Source organism: Brevundimonas sp. KH_060, assembly GCF_057838275.1.
The window spans coordinates 1440589-1455441 of record NZ_CM174463.1; the positions used below are offsets into that span (position 1 = coordinate 1440589).

Genomic DNA, 14853 nt, shown 5'->3' on the forward strand with positions numbered 1-14853 from the left:
GCCGCCTGCGAAAGAGGCGGCAAGCATATCGGGGCGAACGGCAGGCGTCGAATGAAGCGTATTGGTGAATTGGACCGCAGCCGCGCGGTGGCGCTGTGGCTGTTTTTCTGCGCGACCTTGGTGTTCGCCATGGTGGTGGTCGGGGGCGCGACGCGTCTGACCGGCTCGGGGCTGTCGATCACGGAATGGAAGCCCATCATGGGCGCTCTGCCGCCGATGAGCCATGCCGACTGGGTCGAGGCGTTCGACAAGTACAAGGCCATCCCCCAATATGTCGAAGTCAACGCCGGCATGAGCATGGCGGAGTTCCAGTACATCTTCTGGTGGGAATGGGCGCACCGCCTGCTGGGGCGTCTGATCGGCGTGGTCTTCGCCGTGCCCTTCGTCCTGTTCCTGGCCTTCCGCGCCATTCCGCGCCGCCTGATCGGACGCTGCGCGATCCTGTTGGCTCTAGGCGGTCTGCAGGGGCTGATCGGCTGGTGGATGGTGTCCAGCGGCCTGGCTGAGCGCATCGACGTGGCGCCGGAACGGCTGACGACCCACCTGGGCTTGGCCTTCCTGATCTTCGCCGGACTGATCTGGACCGGGCTTGAGGCCTGGTCCGGTTCGGACTTCACGCGCGCGCCGCGCGGCTGGAGCTGGGGCGCGGGCCTGCTGTTGGGCGGCGTCTTCTTCCAGTGCCTGCTCGGCGGCCTGGTGGCCGGAGCCAAAGCGGGCATGATCTACACCGACTGGCCGATGATGAACGGCGCCCTGTTCCCGCCGGTCGAGTGGGGGCAGGGGGCGCTGACCTTCCTGCACGATCAGGGGCTGGTGCAGCTGAACCACCGGATCGGCGCCTATGTGCTGCTGTTTGCGGGCACCTTCTATGCGGTGCAGGCCCTGCGCGGGCGCCTTGGCGAAGGATTGGGAGCCTCGGCCCTGATGCTGGCGGGCGCGCTGTGGCTGCAGGCGGGGCTGGGCGTCCTGACCCTGATCCATGCCGTGCCGCTGACGCTCGGCGTGCTGCACCAGGCTGTGGCGGCGCTGGTGCTGGCCGCGGCCACGGTGAACCTGTGGCTGGTGCGGCGCTCGCGGCCAAGACTGTTCGCCTCGGGACTTCGCTAAGAAAAAAGGCCGCCTTCCTGATCGGAAGGCGGCCTTCTCAATTGTGCGAGGGGGAGCCCCTAGCCGATCTTCACGCGCGTGGCGGATTCCGGCAGGTCTTCGCCGAAGGCGCGCTGATAGAATTCGGCGATGGTCGGCCGCTCCAGCTCGTCGCACTTGTTCAGGAAGGTCAGGCGGAAGCTCAAGGCGACATCGCCGTCGAAGATGATGGCGTTCTGGGCCCAGGTGATGACCGTACGGGGCGACATGACGGTCGAGATGTCGCCGTTCATGAAGGCGTTGCGGGTCATGTCGGCGACGCGGACCATGGCGGCGATGCGGCGCTTGCCCTCGGCGTCGTTCCACTCGGGCACCTTGGCGGCGACGATCTCAGCTTCCACGTCGTGGTCGAGATAGTTCAGCGTGGTGACGATGTTCCAGCGGTCCAGCTGCGCCTGGTTGATCTGCTGGGCGCCGTGATACAGGCCCGTCGTGTCGCCAAGGCCGACCGTGTTCGAGGTGGCGAACAGGCGGAACCACTTGTTCGGACGGATGACGCGGTTCTGGTCCAGCAGGGTCAGGCGGCCTTGAGCCTCCAGCACGCGCTGGATGACGAACATGACATCCGGGCGGCCCGCGTCATATTCGTCGAACACCAGGGCGACAGGCCGTTGCAGCGCCCAGGGCAGGATGCCTTCGCGGAATTCGGTGATCTGCTTGCCGTCCTTCAGGACGATGGCGTCCTTGCCGATCAGGTCGATGCGGCTGACATGGCTGTCCAGGTTGATGCGGACCAGCGGCCAGTTCAGACGGGCGGCGACCTGTTCGATGTGGGTCGACTTGCCGGTGCCGTGATAGCCCTGAACCATCACGCGACGATCGTAGGCGAAGCCCGCGCAGATGGCGATCGTGGTCTGAGGATCGAAGCGATAGGACTCGTCGATCTCGGGCACATGGCTGTCGCGCGTGTCGAAGGCCGGCACGACCATGTCGGAATCGACGCCGAACGCCTCCTTCAGCGTGACCTTGCGGTGCGGTTCCAGGATGACGAGCGGGTCGGGGGAGGCGTCGAGCGGAGAGGTCATGGCCATCCACCTAGCGCCCTCGCGCGCGCGGCTCAACACGCGCGAGGGGCCGGATGGATTATTCGCCATGGGCCGGTCGGTCTATTCCGCCGACAGGTCCACGTCGACGTTGCCGCGCGTGGCGTTGGAATAGGGGCAAACCTGGTGTGCTTTCTGGATCAGGTCGTCGATCACCGCGCGATCCAGACCGTGATCCGACACCCGTAAGGTCACATCGAGATTGAAGCCCTCACCGCGGGTGTTCTTGCCGAAGCCGATCCCGGCCGCGACCTTGGTGTCGGGGCCGACAGGCGTGCCCGCCTTGCCTGAGACCAGCCGCAGGGCGCCCAGGTAGCAGGCGGCGTAGCCCGTAGCGAAAAGCTGCTCGGGATTGGTGCCGTCGCCGCCCTTGCCGCCCATTTCGGTGGGAACGGACAGCCGAACGTCGATTTTGCCGTCGTCAGTGGCCGATCGGCCTTCGTCACGGCCTCCGCCGGAGGCTGTGGCGTGGGCGCGGTACAAGACTTCCATCTGTGGACTCCTTATCCCCAGGCTGGGGACGAATGGGGGATGATGCAGAGGCAACGCCTGTCAGAAACAACGGTTCTGTGATTCGAAAATTCGGCAATAGGGTGTTAACAATTAGGCATCGCTCCCGTCGGGGGAGAGGGACATGGAAACGCACACGCAATATTTTTGCTACGTCTATGATGCGCCTGGAAGGACGCCTCAGATGTTCCCCTTGGAGGCCGACAGCTTCACCGAGGCGATCCAGGAAACGCGGCGCATGATGCTGGACGAATCCGGGGCCGAAGTCTTTGCGGAAATCTGGGATTCCTCGGCCGCCGGTCAGGCCATGACTCGCGTCGACGCCTTGCCGGGTGACGGCGGGCTGTTGCGGTCGCTCAGGCGTGCCCGGCCTTTTTCAAGGTTTTCCAGGCCTTGATAACGCTCTGAAGCTTGGCTTCCGCGCCGCGATCGCCGCCGTTGGTGTCGGGATGAAAGCGCTTGAGCATCTCGTGATAGCGAGCCTTGATGGCCGCCTTGTCGGCACCCGGCTCCAGGCCCAGATCGGCCAGGGCGGTGCGTTCCAGCTTGCCTAGCCGGTGATGCGGATCATCCTGGATTGGCCCCTCGGCGTTAACGCGCCGACCGAACAGACCGAAGCTGTCGCGCCATGAGCCGGCGCCCGAGTTGTTGTTCGTGCCGAACTTCGCTGCAAAGGCGGCGGCCTCGCGCGTCTGCGGTCCCGCCTTCATCTGCCAGGTGGGGCGGCCGCCGGTCATGGCCTCGTTTTCCTGAGCGGCGCGAATCTGGCCCTCGTTCATGCCGGCGTAGAAGTTCCAGCTCTTGTTGTACTGGCCAGCGTGCACCTGGCAGAAGTTGTAGAAGTCGTTCAATTGCTCGCGCGACTTCGGGGCGCGAGCCGTCGCCGGACGCGTGCAATCAGCCCAGTCGCAGGGTTTCTCGCCCGGCTTGAGGCGCAGGACATCCTCCGCCGCTTCCTGTTCCTCGTCGGGACGCGGCGGCTTCACCCGAATGTCGGTGAAGCGAGGCTTGTATTGAAAAGACGCAGACATCCCCCGAAGTGTAAGGCCGAATTGGACAGCTTCAAGGAGTTCCCATGTCTGACGGCCCGATCGCGACGGTTATGCGCGAAAAACTGACTGCGGCCTTCGCCCCGGTGCGTCTGGACCTGGAGGATGACAGCTGGAAACACGCCGGTCACCACCATGAGGGCGGAATCGACGCTCGCGATGGCGGCGAAAGTCATTTTCAGCTGACCATCGTTTCCGAGGCCTTCTCGGGGCAGAGCCGCGTGGCGCGCCAGCGGGCCGTCAACGCTGTGCTGAAGGCGGAGCTGGCCGGGCCGGTTCACGCGCTTTCGATCCGGGCGCAGACGCCGCAAGAGGCTCAACCCTGATGGGAGCAGGCGCGTAAAAGATTCGGATTACGTAGTTATCCGCATTCATATCGTCTTAGAACCTTTCGCCTTAGCGTCCGCACCCGAAGCATTTTGTAGCGGGCGGGGGCGTCGCGATGGTTGGATCTGACGGGTTCACAAAGGGGATGGAAGGGGCGCAGGCGCCGGGCGAAGCGGCCCAGGCTCTGACCGCCATCCTGCAGACTCACTATCTGCGTTACCTCATTATCGTCAGCTGGGCGCTGGGCTTGATCGCAACGGTCGGCCTGGCGCACGGTCTGATCTGGTTCGTCGCCACCCTGGCGGCGGGCGCCCTGCGCGGCGAAGTCGAAAAGCGTGTCAGCCAGAGTGCAGGCAGCGGCTGGGGCTTGGTGTTTCCGGCTGTAGCTACGGCCACCACAGCGGTCTGGGCCGTGGCGCCTCTGCTGGCCTGGTTTTCGCCATCGCTGTTCGGGCGCGAACTGGCCATCGCCTTTTTGATGTCGGGCTATGTGTTGGTGTTCGCCCAGCTGCGGAATTCGCCGCGACAGGCGATCCTGATTTCCTCCCCCTATGGTGCGGCGGCGGCGATCATCGCCGTCAATCTGCTGGGGGATCCCATTTTCTGGCCGTTTGTGGCCTTGGCTCCGTTTACGGCGGCTAGCCTGTTCGTTCTGGTCACCATGACCATGCTGCGTGAAGAGCGCATCCGCGCCTTCCAGGAACATCAGGCCCATCTGATCGAGGAACTGGAAGCCGCCCGCGACAGGGCCGATGAGGCCAATGAGGCGAAATCCAACTTCCTGGGCGTCATCTCCCACGAGTTGCGCACGCCGATGAACGGGGTGTTGGGCGCAGCGCAACTGCTCAGCGCCACTCGGCTGGAAGGGGCGCAGCGCGAGTATCTGGCCATCATTCGCAACTCGGGCGACAATCTGCTGAGCCTGCTGAACGACATCCTCGACATGACGAAGATCGAGGCGGGGCGCATGAATTTTGAAGCGGTAGACGTGAATCTGGAAGATTTGCACCGCCGCATCGTCGGCCCCTTCGAGGCCCAGGCTGAAGCGAAGGGTCTTGAGTTCATCACCGAATTCGAGGGCGATGTTCCCGATGTGGTGCGGGGCGACCCTTTGCGAGTCTGCCAGGTTGTGCAGAACCTCCTGTCCAACGCCGTCAAGTTCACGGATCAGGGTGCGGTGCGGTTCGTGACCCGTGGGCGTCGTGTCTCGGAGCGTCGCGTGGCCTTTGAGTTCGCGGTGATCGACAGCGGCGCGGGTATTTCCGACGACGATATGGATCAATTGTTTCAGCCCTTCACCCAGGTGGATGCCTCCTCGACGCGACGGTTCGGGGGAACGGGCCTGGGGCTGACGATCTCGCGGCGCCTTGCTAACATCATGGGCGGAGAGATCTCCGTGACCTCTCGCCTGGGCGAAGGCTCCACTTTCACTTTTGCTGTTGAGGGCGAAGTGGTGGCCTGGCGCGCCGCCGAGACCGCGGCCGTTGTTGCAGGCGACGTCATGGCAGGCGACGGGATGGAAGTGCTGGTGGTCGAGGATCACCCCGTCAATCGCATGATCCTGGAGGCCTGGATGGCGTCCACGGGGCGGCGCACCAGCATGGCCGAGAATGGGCAGGAGGCGGTTGACGCCGCTCGCGACCAGCGGTTCGATCTGATCGTTATGGACGTCAACATGCCGGTCATGGACGGACTGGCCGCGACCCGTCTGATCCGCGAAGCCGGGGGCGCCAACGCCGAGACGCCCATCATCTTTCTGTCGGCTTCTGCGCGGAACGAAGACCACGAGGCGGGCCTGGCGGCGGGCGCTGACGCCTATCTGAACAAGCCGATCGATTTCCGCAGTCTTTCGGCGCTGATGGTCCACGCTCAAGGCGGACGGGCTGCGTTGCGTCGCCTCGCGGAGCAGGAAGTAGGCGACGAAGCGGCGGCCGCTTGACCTTCCAAACAGAAGCTGAGGGAAACCTGTGGCTTCTACGTCGTTGTGCAGGGACGTCTGAAGAGCTGGAGCCCGATTGCGTCCCTTCGCCGAATTGTTGGATCGCCTGTCGCTGACGACCTCGCGCAATGCGAAGCTGGTCCTGCTACGCGACTATCTGAAGGCGACGCCTGATCCTGATCGCGGCTGGGCGCTAGCCGCGCTGACCGGGGATCTGAGCTTCGCCACGGCCAAGCCGGCCATGATCCGCAAGGCGGTCGAGGCGCGGGTCGATTTGGTGCTGTTCGGCTGGTCCTATGACTATGTCGGCGATCTGGCCGAGACGACGGCCCTGATCTGGCCGCGCGATCCGATGCATCGCGCCAATCGCGAACCGGAACTGGCCGAGGTGGTGGACGCCCTTATGCGGGCGAACCGCGTGGAAGCGCCGTCGCTGATCGAAGGCTGGCTGGATGCGCTTGAGCCCAAGGGGCGCTGGGCTTTGCTGAAGCTGGTGACGGGCGGGCTTCGGGTGGGCTTGTCGGCGCGGCTGGCGCGCACGGCCGTGGCCATGATGCGTCCGGCGACCGTGATCGATCCGCCCAGGCCGGATGGCCGGGAGGCGGCGGAAAGCCTGCCGCCGATCACGGTCGGCGACATCGAGGAAGTCTGGCACGCGCTGCGGCCGCCCTATGAGGATTTGTTCGCCTGGGTGGAGGGGCGGGCTGAGCGGCCCAGCGCGGACGCGCCCGGCCGGTTTCGTCCCGTCATGCTGGCGACGGCTCTGGATGAAGAGCTGGACCTGCCACGCCTCGAACCGGCTGATTTCGTCGCTGAATGGAAGTGGGACGGCATTCGCGTCCAGGCAGTGCGCGAGGGCGGGGAGACGCGCCTGTATTCCCGCACCGGAGACGAGATTTCAGCCGCCTTTCCCGATGTGGCGGCGGCCCTGGACTTCGAGGGAGCTGTGGACGGCGAGCTTCTGGTGATCCGCGGCGGGGTGGTGGCGCCGTTCGGCGACCTGCAACAGCGGCTGAACCGCAAGACGGCGAGCGCCAGACTGATGCAGGACTACCCAGCGGGCATCCTGGCTTATGATTTGTTGGCCGAGGGGGCGACGGATCTGCGCAATCTGCCCCTGACCGAGCGTAGGAAGCGGCTGGAGCAGTTGGCGGCCAGGCATGAAGGCGAACGGCTGGGCCTGTCGCCATTGCTGGAATATGCGGGCTGGGACGAACTGGCGGCCTTGCGCGCCGACCCGCCGGTCGGCGCCGCCGCTGAAGGGGTGATGCTGAAGCGTCGTGACAGCCTGTATGTGGCGGGCCGTCCCAAGGGGCCCTGGTTCAAGTGGAAGCGTGACCCGCATGTCATCGACGCCGTGTTGATGTACGCCCAGCGCGGGCATGGGAAGCGCTCCGGCTACTATTCTGACTACACCTTCGGCGTCTGGACGGAGGAGGGGGCGCTGGCGCCGGTCGGGAAGGCCTATTTCGGCTTCACCGACGAAGAGTTGAAGCAGATCGACAAATTCGTGCGCGATCACACGACGGATCGCTTCGGCCCTGTCCGCGCCGTTCGCGCCGAGCGCGAATTCGGCTTGGTGCTGGAGATCGCCTTCGAGGGATTGCAGCGCTCTACGCGCCATAAATCGGGGGTAGCCATGCGCTTTCCGCGCGTCAGCCGCATCCGCTGGGACAAACCGGCGCGCGAGGCCGACACCCTTGAGTCCGTTCTGGATCTGCTGGACGCCATCGAACGCGGCGGCGGGCGGGTAAACGCTGGTGAAAAAGCTTGACCGGCGGGGCTTCCAATCGGCTGCACAAGCGTTAGACCCGGCTCATGCTCATGAATTTCCTGCATACCCCCGCCGTTCTCGCTGAGCCCTTGGCTCAGGTCGTGGCCGCTGGCGAGCAGAAGCTGACCGTGGACGCCGCCATCCTGGCCAAGGCCATGGACATGCTGGGTGATTTCGCCATCAACCTGACGGTCGCCGCGATCATCTTCGCCCTGACCCTGGTGGCGGCGCGCTGGGCTTCGGGGGCGGCGCGCAAGCTGTTGGGCCGCACCAAGGCCGTCCGGCGCGACCCGACGGTGCTGGCCTTCATGGTCCAGATCGTGCGGGTGGTGGTCATCATCATCGGCATGATCGCCGTGCTGCAGCGCCTGGGCGTGCAGACGACCTCCATCATCGCCGTTCTGGGCGCCGCCTCCCTGGCGGTCGGCCTTGCGCTGCAAGGCACGCTGTCGAACGTGGCGGCGGGGGTGATGCTGCTGGTCCTGCGGCCCTATCGCGTCGGCGAAGTCATCGATGTGGGCGGCGCTTCGGGCACGGTGCAGAAGCTGGACCTGTTCACCACCCAGTTGTCGAACGCCAACAACCACAAGATCGTCATCCCGAACTCCAAGGTGCTCAGCGACGTCATCATCAACCTGACGGGCCAGCGGACGCGCCGCATCGAGATCAAGTTCACCGTCGGTTACGGCGAGAACCTGAAGGAGGCGCGTGAGGTGCTGGCGGCGGTCGCACGGCTTCACGACAAGGTGCTGGATGACCCCGCGACCTGGACAGGGGTGACGGCGCTGCTGGACAGCGCGGTCGAGATCACCCTGCATGCCTGGGTGAACAACGCCGACTGGTGGCAGACCCAGGCTGACCTGATGCAGGCCGGCAAGGAAGCTCTGGACGAGGCCGGTATCGAAATTCCCTTCCCGCACCAGGTCGAGGTGCCCGCGAAGGACGCCAAATTTGCGCGGGTCGTTATGGCACCGATCCCGGATGGTGCGGTCCAGGGCGAGGCCTCGGACCAAGGGGGAGAATGAGCCGTGCGTTTTGATTTCGGTTCCGACAACACGACGGGCATGGCGCCTTCAGCACTTCAGGCTCTGGTCGCCGCCAATGCAGGGTTCGCGCGGGCCTATGGCGCAGATGAGACTTCGGCGCGCGCCGCCGACCTGATCCGCCAGACGCTGGACGCCGACGCCGAGGTGCGCTTCGTCTTCAGCGGCACGGCGGCCAACGCCATCGGCCTGTCGATGCTGGCGCGCCCCTATGAGGCGGTGCTGGCGCACCATGCGGCCCATGTCTGCACGGATGAGACGGGGGCGCCCGGTTTCTTCGGCCAGGGCGTCGGCCTGATCGGCTTGCCGGGCTATTCAGGCAAGGTCGATGTGGCCGCGCTTTACGCCGCTCTGGAAGAGCCGGTAGTGGGCCATCGCCAGCCGCCGGCGGCGCTCAGCCTCACTCAGGCGACGGAATACGGCGCCGTGTACTCCGAGGAAGAGCTGCGCCATCTGATCGAGCCTTCCAAGCGAGCGGGTCTGGGCGTGCATATGGACGGCGCGCGGTTGGCCAACGCCGTGGCGGCGGGCTTCGATCCCAAGGACATTCCACGTCTGGGCGTCGATGTGCTGTCGTTCGGCGGGGCCAAGGCGGGCGCGCATTGCGTCGAGGCCCTGGTGATCTTCGACAAGACGTTGACGCGACGCATCGACAATCGCCTGAAACAAGCGGGTCAGACGGCGTCCAAAGGGCGCCTGCTGGTCGCGCCGCTGATGGGACTGCTGGAATCCGGCGACTGGCTGGTGGGCGCCGCCCACGCCAATCTGATGGCGCAGCGCCTGGCCGACGGAATCGAGGCGAAGACGCCCTTCGTGCTGGCCCACCCGGTGGAGTCCAACACGGTCTTCGTGCGGATGCCGGACGAGGTTCATGCTCAACTGAATGCGGCGGGCTGGGCCTGCTATCAATTCGACGACGGCTCGGTGCGGTTCGTCTGCTCCTGGGCCACGGACGAGGCGTCGGTCGACGCCTTGGTCGACGCCGTGGCGAGCCTGGATTGACGTGGCGGGCGCGTTCCGCCTGGGTGGCATGATGGCGGCGGGACGTGAAGATGCGCGGTGAACGCTCGGGACGGCGCGGCGACGTCGCAAGCAAGGCCATGAACGCCGGGACAGACCCCGCGCAACTGGAGGCGCCGCCTACGATTGAGGCGCTGAAGAACCTGATCGGCGTGGTGGCTCGTTCGGGTGCGCCGCAACTGCCGTGGCGCGTGGCGGGCGCGATCCTGCTGACCCTGGCGGGCAAGGGGTTGGGCGTGCTGGCGCCGCTGGTGCTGGGCGCGGCGGTCAATCATCTGGCGGCGGGGCAGGGGCCGGCGGCGTCGGTGGGTCTGGGTTTTGCGGCCTTCGCCGTGGGCTGGGCCCTGGTGCGCTTTCTGTCGGCGGCGACGCCGCAGTTGTCGGACGTGGTGTTCGCCCCGGTCCGCGCGGCGGCCCAACGCAAGACGGCGGCCGAGACGTTTGCTCACGCCCTCAGCCTGTCGCTGGACTTCCACCAGACCAAGCGCTCCGGCGCTCTGTCGCGGGTGATGGACCGGGGCTCGCGCGCGGTCGATTTCCTGCTGCGCATCCTGATGTTCAATCTGGGTCCGACGGTGCTGGAGCTGGTGCTGGCGGCGGCGGTTCTGGGCGGTAAATACGACTGGCGATTCGGCGCCGTGGCGGTGGCCGTGGTGCTGGTTTATGCGGTCACGACCTTCGCCATGGCCAACTGGCGGCTGGAGCACCGGCGCGCCATGAACGCGGCTGACAGCGAGGCGGCGGGCCTGTCGGTCGACGCCCTGCTGAACTATGAAACCGTCAAGTCGTTCGGCGCCGAGGGTCGGGCTGCGCAGGCCTATGAGGCGTCTCTGGCGACCTATGCGAAGGCGTCGCTGAAGGCGAACACTTCGCTGGCGACCTTGAACCTGATCCAGGGCCTGATCATGAACGTCGGCCTGGGCGTCATGGCCGTCATGGCCGGGTTCGAGGCGGCGGCGGGGCGCATGGGGCCGGGCGATGTGACGGCGGCGGTGCTGATCATGATCTCCCTCTATGCGCCGCTGAACATTCTGGGCTTCGCCTATCGCGAAATCCGCCAATCCTTCATCGACATGGAGGAGATGCTTAAGGTGACGCGTCAGGCGCCGCAGGTGGCGGATGCGCCCGACGCCATTGATCTGCCGCGCCCTGAAAGCGGGCGGGGCGCCGAGGTCGTGTTTGACCATGTCGGATTCCGGCATGACGCACGGGCGGCGGGGCTGGACGACGTCAGCTTCGTCACGCCGGCGGGCGCCACGACCGCCCTGGTCGGGCCGTCGGGGGCGGGCAAGTCCACCATCGTCAAGCTGGCCTTGCGATTGCTCGACCCACAGGAAGGCGCGGTGCTGATCGACGGCCGGGACGCGCGCAGCGTGACCCAGGCGTCGCTGCGTGCGGCCGTGGCCCTGGTGCCGCAGGACGTGGCCCTGTTCAACGACACCATCGCCGCCAACATCGCCTTCGCTCGACCCGACGCGGACGAGGCGGCGATCTGGGCGGCGGCGGAAGCGGCTGAACTGGCGGATTTCATCCGCAACCTGCCCGAAGGCATGGATACGCGCGTCGGCGAACGGGGGCTGAAGCTATCGGGCGGCGAGCGTCAGCGGGTCGGCATCGCGCGCGCGCTGCTGGCTGATCCCTGCATCCTGATCCTGGACGAGGCGACCAGCGCCCTGGACAGCCGGACTGAGGCGGCGATCCAGAAGACCCTGCGGCGAGCGCGGACTGGCCGCACGACCCTGGTCGTGGCGCACCGTCTGTCGACTGTGGCGGATGCCGATCAGATCCTGGTGTTGAAGGCAGGCCGTATCGTCGAGCGCGGCGCCCATCATGAGCTGGTCGCGCGTCAGGGCGGAGAGTACGCGGCCCTGTGGCGCAAGCAGACGCGCGGGGCGAAGACCCAGGCTGGTTAGGCTTCGGGCTCTCCGGCGCCGGGAACCTTGGCCTTCAGCACGTCCTTGAGGCTGTCCAGCACCTTGGCGCGGGCGTCAGCGGCCTCGGCCGGCAGGGTCAGCAACAGGCGCAGGGCTTGAGCGTGGACGGTGACGACACGCCAGTCAAAGGACCGGCCCTCAGGCGCGGCGTCGATCAGATCGCACAGATTGGCTGCTGCTGCGCACAGGTCGTTGAGTTCAAACGGCCCGGCGGCGTCGATCACGGCGCTGGCGTGGGCATAGGCCTTGTCCAGAGCGGTTTCGTCGACGCCGACAGGAGCGGGCATGGCCGCTAGCGCCGTGACCTGTTCCTGAATGATCTCTCGGCTGCGGCTCTCCAGCCCGGCCAGATTGGCGCGGGCCTGATTCAAGGCGACGCCGACGCTGACGCCGCCAGGCTGGTCGACCAGGGTCGACAGGCGGCTGCGACGACGATTGTGCGTGATGACCGTCATAGCTCCACCGCCGCCCTGCGTTCTTTTTCAAAGGCCGTCTTGCGGCGTTCTTCGGCCCGGCGTTCCGGGCCGGGCCAAGGTTCGCTGCGGAAGCGCCGATCGGGGCCGAAATAGTCGCCGACCTCCAGGAAGGGGCGATTGTCCCGCGACACCCAGACGATGCGTTCCAGCAGGACGCCTGCGCTGAACGGCTTGGTGATCAGGAAGTTGGCGCCGCAGTCGCGCGCGTCCGACACCTTGGAGCGGCGAACGTGGGCGGCGGTCATGATGACGGGCGTATAAGCGTTGGGCTCCAGCCCGGAACGGCGCAGCCAGCGCACGAATTCATATCCGCTCATGCCCGGCATTTCGCAGTCGACCAGGATCAGGTCGACCGGATGAGTTTGCAGGATGGAGATGGCCTCGGCCGCGCTCTCGCAGGCGTGTCGCACCTTCATGCCGAAGCCGAGCAGAGCCTGGGCGGTCAGCTCCAGCGAAAAGGGCGAATCGTCGATGACCATCGTCACCGCGCCGTCGAAGTTGAACACCGCGCTCTCGCGCAGGGATTCGCCGACCCCGTTCATGCTGCGCATGGGGGCCTGCCGATGCGAGCGGAGGAAAACAGAACGAATCGCATAACGTCAGCTTCGGCGGCGTTGCGACGCCGCGCAATCGCGATCAGCCCCGGATCAACCCAAACGGCCGATGGCGTAGAATCGGTCGGCGCGCTGCTTCTTGAGCTGTTCGGCGGACAGGCCGGACATGGCCTTCAGTTCTTCTTCCAGAACCTGGCCGACGTTCTGGATCGCCTTTTCGCGGTCGGCGTGGGCGCCGCCCAGGGGTTCGGGGATCACACGGTCGACGATCTTCAGCTCGATCAGGTCGGGTGCAGTGATCTTCATCGCGTTGGCTGCGTCCTTGGCGCGCGTGCCGTCGCGCCACAGGATGCCCGCCGCGCCTTCCGGCGAGATGACCGAATAGATGGAGTGCTCCAGCATCAGCACGCGGCTGGCCGCGGCGATGGCGATGGCGCCGCCCGAACCGCCTTCGCCCGTCACCGTGGCGATGGAGGGGACGCCCAGGGTCAGGCCGCGCTCGGTCGAGCGGGCGATGGCCTCGGCCTGGCCGCGCTCTTCGGCGCCCAGGCCGGGATAGGCGCCGGCGGTGTCGACGAAGGTCAGGACCGGCAGGCCGAACTGCTCGGCCATGTCCATCAGGCGGACGGCCTTGCGATAGCCCTCGGGGCGAGCCATGCCGAAGTTGTGGGTGATGCGGGTCTGGGTGTCATGGCCCTTTTCATGCCCCATGATTACGACCGGCTGTCCGCGGAAGCGGGCCAGACCGCCCAGGATGGCCTGGTCGTCGCCGAACTGACGGTCGCCGTGCAGTTCCACGAAGTCGCTGAACAGACCGTCGACGTAATCCACGAAGTGCGGGCGCTGCGGGTGGCGCGCGACCTGGGTGCGCATCCACGGATCCAGGTTGGCGTAGGCCTTGGTGCGCATGGCGTCGGCCTTCTTGCGCAGGGCGGCGATCTCGGTCTCGAACGATCCGCTGGTCGGCGCCAGCAGCGACAGCTCGGCGATCTTGGCGTCCAGTTCGGCGATCGGCTTTTCGAATTCGAGATAGTGCGTGGCCATAAGGCGTCCGTGAGGAAGAAGCGCGCTTGGCGCTACGGAAGGCGGCGGAACCTAGAGCGCGGAACGCCTCGGAGCAAGCGCGGGTTCAGTCGTCCTTCGCCAAGGGGTGGTTGGCGTGGACCACCTGGGACAGGCGGTCGACAGCGACGTGGGTGTAGATCTGGGTGGTCGAGATGTCGGCGTGGCCCAGCAGGGTCTGCACCACGCGCAGGTCGGCGCCGCCTTCCAGCAGGTGGGTGGCGAAGGCGTGACGCAGGACGTGGGGGCTGACGCGCGCCGGCTCGATGCCCGCCATGACGGCCGCCTGATCCAGAAGTTGGGCGAACCGGCGCGGCGTCAGATGGCCGCTCTTGCCGTGGGAAGGAAACAGCCAGGCGCTGTCGGGCGTGTTCGGCTTTCGGACGGCGTCGCGGGCGTCCAGCCAGGCCTTGATCGCCTCGCGCGCGGCTGTGTTCAGCGGGGCCAGACGCTCCTTGCCGCCCTTGCCGCGTACGATCAGATAGGCGGGGTCGCGGCGCACGGCCTCGACCTTAAGCGCCAGCAGCTCCGACACGCGCAGACCTGAGGCGTAGGCCATCTCGACCAGGGCGATCAGGCGAAGGCCCGCCGCGCCGTCATGAACGGCCGCGGCGGTCAGCAGGGCCTCTATCTCGTCGCGGCTGAGGGTCTTGGGCAGGCTGCGGCCCTGCTTGGGCGCGTCGAGGCGGCGCGAGGGATCGTCAGCCCGCCAACCCTCGCCCAGGGCGAAGCGATAGAACTGCCGCACCGAGGCGCGCCGCCGTGCGGCTGTGGCGGCGGACAGCCCGCGTCGCGACAGGTCGGCGAACCAGGCCTCCAGCGCCTCTTGCGGCGCGTTCATCAGGCCCCCGGCGTCGCCCAGCCAGGTCTCAGCATCCGCCAGATCGCGGCCATAGGCGGCCAGGGTGTGGGGCGAGGCGTCGCGCTCCACCGCCATCATCTCCAGAAAGGCTTCGATCTGCGGGGTCATGCTGGG

At 66.5% G+C, this 14853-nt stretch carries 15 protein-coding genes; 8 read left to right on the forward strand and 7 right to left on the reverse strand.

The window, feature by feature from the left end:
* Positions 1-51: 51 nt before the first annotated feature.
* Positions 52-1107, forward strand: coding sequence for a COX15/CtaA family protein (locus tag AC3IPP_RS07110; RefSeq protein ID WP_489150857.1), 1056 nt, complete (start codon positions 52-54; stop codon positions 1105-1107).
* 59 nt (positions 1108-1166) lie between these two features.
* On the opposite strand, the gene cobS is transcribed toward AC3IPP_RS07110, so the two are convergent.
* Positions 1167-2177 (reverse strand): cobaltochelatase subunit CobS, encoded by a 1011-nt coding sequence (gene cobS, locus AC3IPP_RS07115; protein ID WP_489150858.1) that lies wholly within the window; start codon positions 2175-2177, stop codon positions 1167-1169.
* A 75-nt stretch (positions 2178-2252) separates the two neighbouring features.
* Positions 2253-2681 carry an organic hydroperoxide resistance protein gene (locus AC3IPP_RS07120; protein ID WP_087141427.1) on the reverse strand — a complete coding sequence of 143 codons (429 nt, stop codon included), beginning with the start codon at positions 2679-2681 and terminating at the stop codon, positions 2253-2255.
* A 142-nt stretch (positions 2682-2823) separates the two neighbouring features.
* Here AC3IPP_RS07120 and AC3IPP_RS07125 point away from each other — a divergent pair, with 142 nt between their 5' ends.
* Positions 2824-3096, forward strand: coding sequence for a hypothetical protein (locus tag AC3IPP_RS07125; RefSeq protein ID WP_489150859.1), 273 nt, complete (start codon positions 2824-2826; stop codon positions 3094-3096).
* Here the strand turns inward: AC3IPP_RS07125 and AC3IPP_RS07130 are convergent.
* Positions 3056-3730 (reverse strand): J domain-containing protein, encoded by a 675-nt coding sequence (locus AC3IPP_RS07130; RefSeq protein ID WP_087141429.1) that lies wholly within the window; start codon positions 3728-3730, stop codon positions 3056-3058. The genes AC3IPP_RS07125 and AC3IPP_RS07130 overlap by 41 nt on opposite strands.
* 44 nt (positions 3731-3774) lie before the next feature.
* Here AC3IPP_RS07130 and AC3IPP_RS07135 point away from each other — a divergent pair, with 44 nt between their 5' ends.
* The 6 genes from AC3IPP_RS07135 (at position 3775) to AC3IPP_RS07160 (ending at position 11764) form a co-directional block, all read left to right on the forward strand.
* On the forward strand, positions 3775-4074 hold the full coding sequence (locus tag AC3IPP_RS07135) for a BolA family protein (RefSeq protein ID WP_087141430.1): 300 nt from the start codon (positions 3775-3777) through the stop codon (positions 4072-4074).
* 116 nt (positions 4075-4190) lie between these two features.
* Positions 4191-6014, forward strand: a complete 1824-nt coding sequence (locus AC3IPP_RS07140; RefSeq protein WP_489150860.1) for a response regulator — start codon at positions 4191-4193, stop codon at positions 6012-6014.
* A gap of 76 nt (positions 6015-6090) precedes the next feature.
* Positions 6091-7788 carry a cisplatin damage response ATP-dependent DNA ligase gene (locus tag AC3IPP_RS07145; protein WP_489150861.1) on the forward strand — a complete coding sequence of 566 codons (1698 nt, stop codon included), beginning with the start codon at positions 6091-6093 and terminating at the stop codon, positions 7786-7788.
* Between the two features lie 50 nt (positions 7789-7838).
* Positions 7839-8813 (forward strand): mechanosensitive ion channel family protein, encoded by a 975-nt coding sequence (locus tag AC3IPP_RS07150; protein WP_489150862.1) that lies wholly within the window; start codon positions 7839-7841, stop codon positions 8811-8813.
* Between the two features lie 3 nt (positions 8814-8816).
* The gene (locus AC3IPP_RS07155; RefSeq protein WP_489150863.1) at positions 8817-9833 is read left to right on the forward strand and encodes a threonine aldolase family protein; all 1017 of its coding nucleotides are present in this window, start codon (positions 8817-8819) and stop codon (positions 9831-9833) included.
* A 50-nt stretch (positions 9834-9883) separates the two neighbouring features.
* Positions 9884-11764 carry an ABCB family ABC transporter ATP-binding protein/permease gene (locus AC3IPP_RS07160; protein WP_489150864.1) on the forward strand — a complete coding sequence of 627 codons (1881 nt, stop codon included), beginning with the start codon at positions 9884-9886 and terminating at the stop codon, positions 11762-11764.
* Here the strand turns inward: AC3IPP_RS07160 and AC3IPP_RS07165 are convergent.
* From AC3IPP_RS07165 to AC3IPP_RS07180, 4 genes are all read right to left on the reverse strand, one after another.
* Positions 11761-12240 (reverse strand): chemotaxis protein CheE, encoded by a 480-nt coding sequence (locus AC3IPP_RS07165; RefSeq protein ID WP_087141434.1) that lies wholly within the window; start codon positions 12238-12240, stop codon positions 11761-11763. The two genes, AC3IPP_RS07160 and AC3IPP_RS07165, sit on opposite strands and share 4 nt — an antisense overlap.
* Complete coding sequence (locus AC3IPP_RS07170; RefSeq protein WP_087141435.1) at positions 12237-12812, reverse strand: response regulator; 576 nt, start codon at positions 12810-12812, stop codon at positions 12237-12239. The genes AC3IPP_RS07165 and AC3IPP_RS07170 overlap by 4 nt, the downstream gene beginning before the upstream one ends.
* A gap of 96 nt (positions 12813-12908) precedes the next feature.
* Positions 12909-13859 carry an acetyl-CoA carboxylase carboxyltransferase subunit alpha gene (locus AC3IPP_RS07175; protein ID WP_489150865.1) on the reverse strand — a complete coding sequence of 317 codons (951 nt, stop codon included), beginning with the start codon at positions 13857-13859 and terminating at the stop codon, positions 12909-12911.
* Between the two features lie 85 nt (positions 13860-13944).
* Positions 13945-14847, reverse strand: a complete 903-nt coding sequence (locus AC3IPP_RS07180) for a site-specific tyrosine recombinase XerD (RefSeq protein WP_489150866.1) — start codon at positions 14845-14847, stop codon at positions 13945-13947.
* Positions 14848-14853 lie beyond the last annotated feature (6 nt).

Excerpts from the sequence above, each read along its gene's own strand:
- AC3IPP_RS07135 (WP_087141430.1), top strand. The coding sequence starts at position 3,775 with ATGTCTGACGGCCCGATCGCGACGGTTATGCGCGAAAAACTGACTGCG.
- AC3IPP_RS07150 (WP_489150862.1), top strand. The coding sequence starts at position 7,839 with ATGAATTTCCTGCATACCCCCGCCGTTCTCGCTGAGCCCTTGGCTCAG.
- AC3IPP_RS07170 (WP_087141435.1), bottom strand. The coding sequence starts at position 12,812 with ATGCGCAGCATGAACGGGGTCGGCGAATCCCTGCGCGAGAGCGCGGTG.
- AC3IPP_RS07165 (WP_087141434.1), bottom strand. The coding sequence starts at position 12,240 with ATGACGGTCATCACGCACAATCGTCGTCGCAGCCGCCTGTCGACCCTG.
- AC3IPP_RS07110 (WP_489150857.1), top strand. The coding sequence starts at position 52 with ATGAAGCGTATTGGTGAATTGGACCGCAGCCGCGCGGTGGCGCTGTGG.
- AC3IPP_RS07130 (WP_087141429.1), bottom strand. The coding sequence starts at position 3,730 with ATGTCTGCGTCTTTTCAATACAAGCCTCGCTTCACCGACATTCGGGTG.
- AC3IPP_RS07120 (WP_087141427.1), bottom strand. The coding sequence starts at position 2,681 with ATGGAAGTCTTGTACCGCGCCCACGCCACAGCCTCCGGCGGAGGCCGT.
- AC3IPP_RS07140 (WP_489150860.1), top strand. The coding sequence starts at position 4,191 with ATGGTTGGATCTGACGGGTTCACAAAGGGGATGGAAGGGGCGCAGGCG.
- AC3IPP_RS07125 (WP_489150859.1), top strand. The coding sequence starts at position 2,824 with ATGGAAACGCACACGCAATATTTTTGCTACGTCTATGATGCGCCTGGA.
- AC3IPP_RS07180 (WP_489150866.1), bottom strand. The coding sequence starts at position 14,847 with ATGACCCCGCAGATCGAAGCCTTTCTGGAGATGATGGCGGTGGAGCGC.
- AC3IPP_RS07175 (WP_489150865.1), bottom strand. The coding sequence starts at position 13,859 with ATGGCCACGCACTATCTCGAATTCGAAAAGCCGATCGCCGAACTGGAC.
- cobS (WP_489150858.1), bottom strand. The coding sequence starts at position 2,177 with ATGGCCATGACCTCTCCGCTCGACGCCTCCCCCGACCCGCTCGTCATC.
- AC3IPP_RS07160 (WP_489150864.1), top strand. The coding sequence starts at position 9,884 with ATGCGCGGTGAACGCTCGGGACGGCGCGGCGACGTCGCAAGCAAGGCC.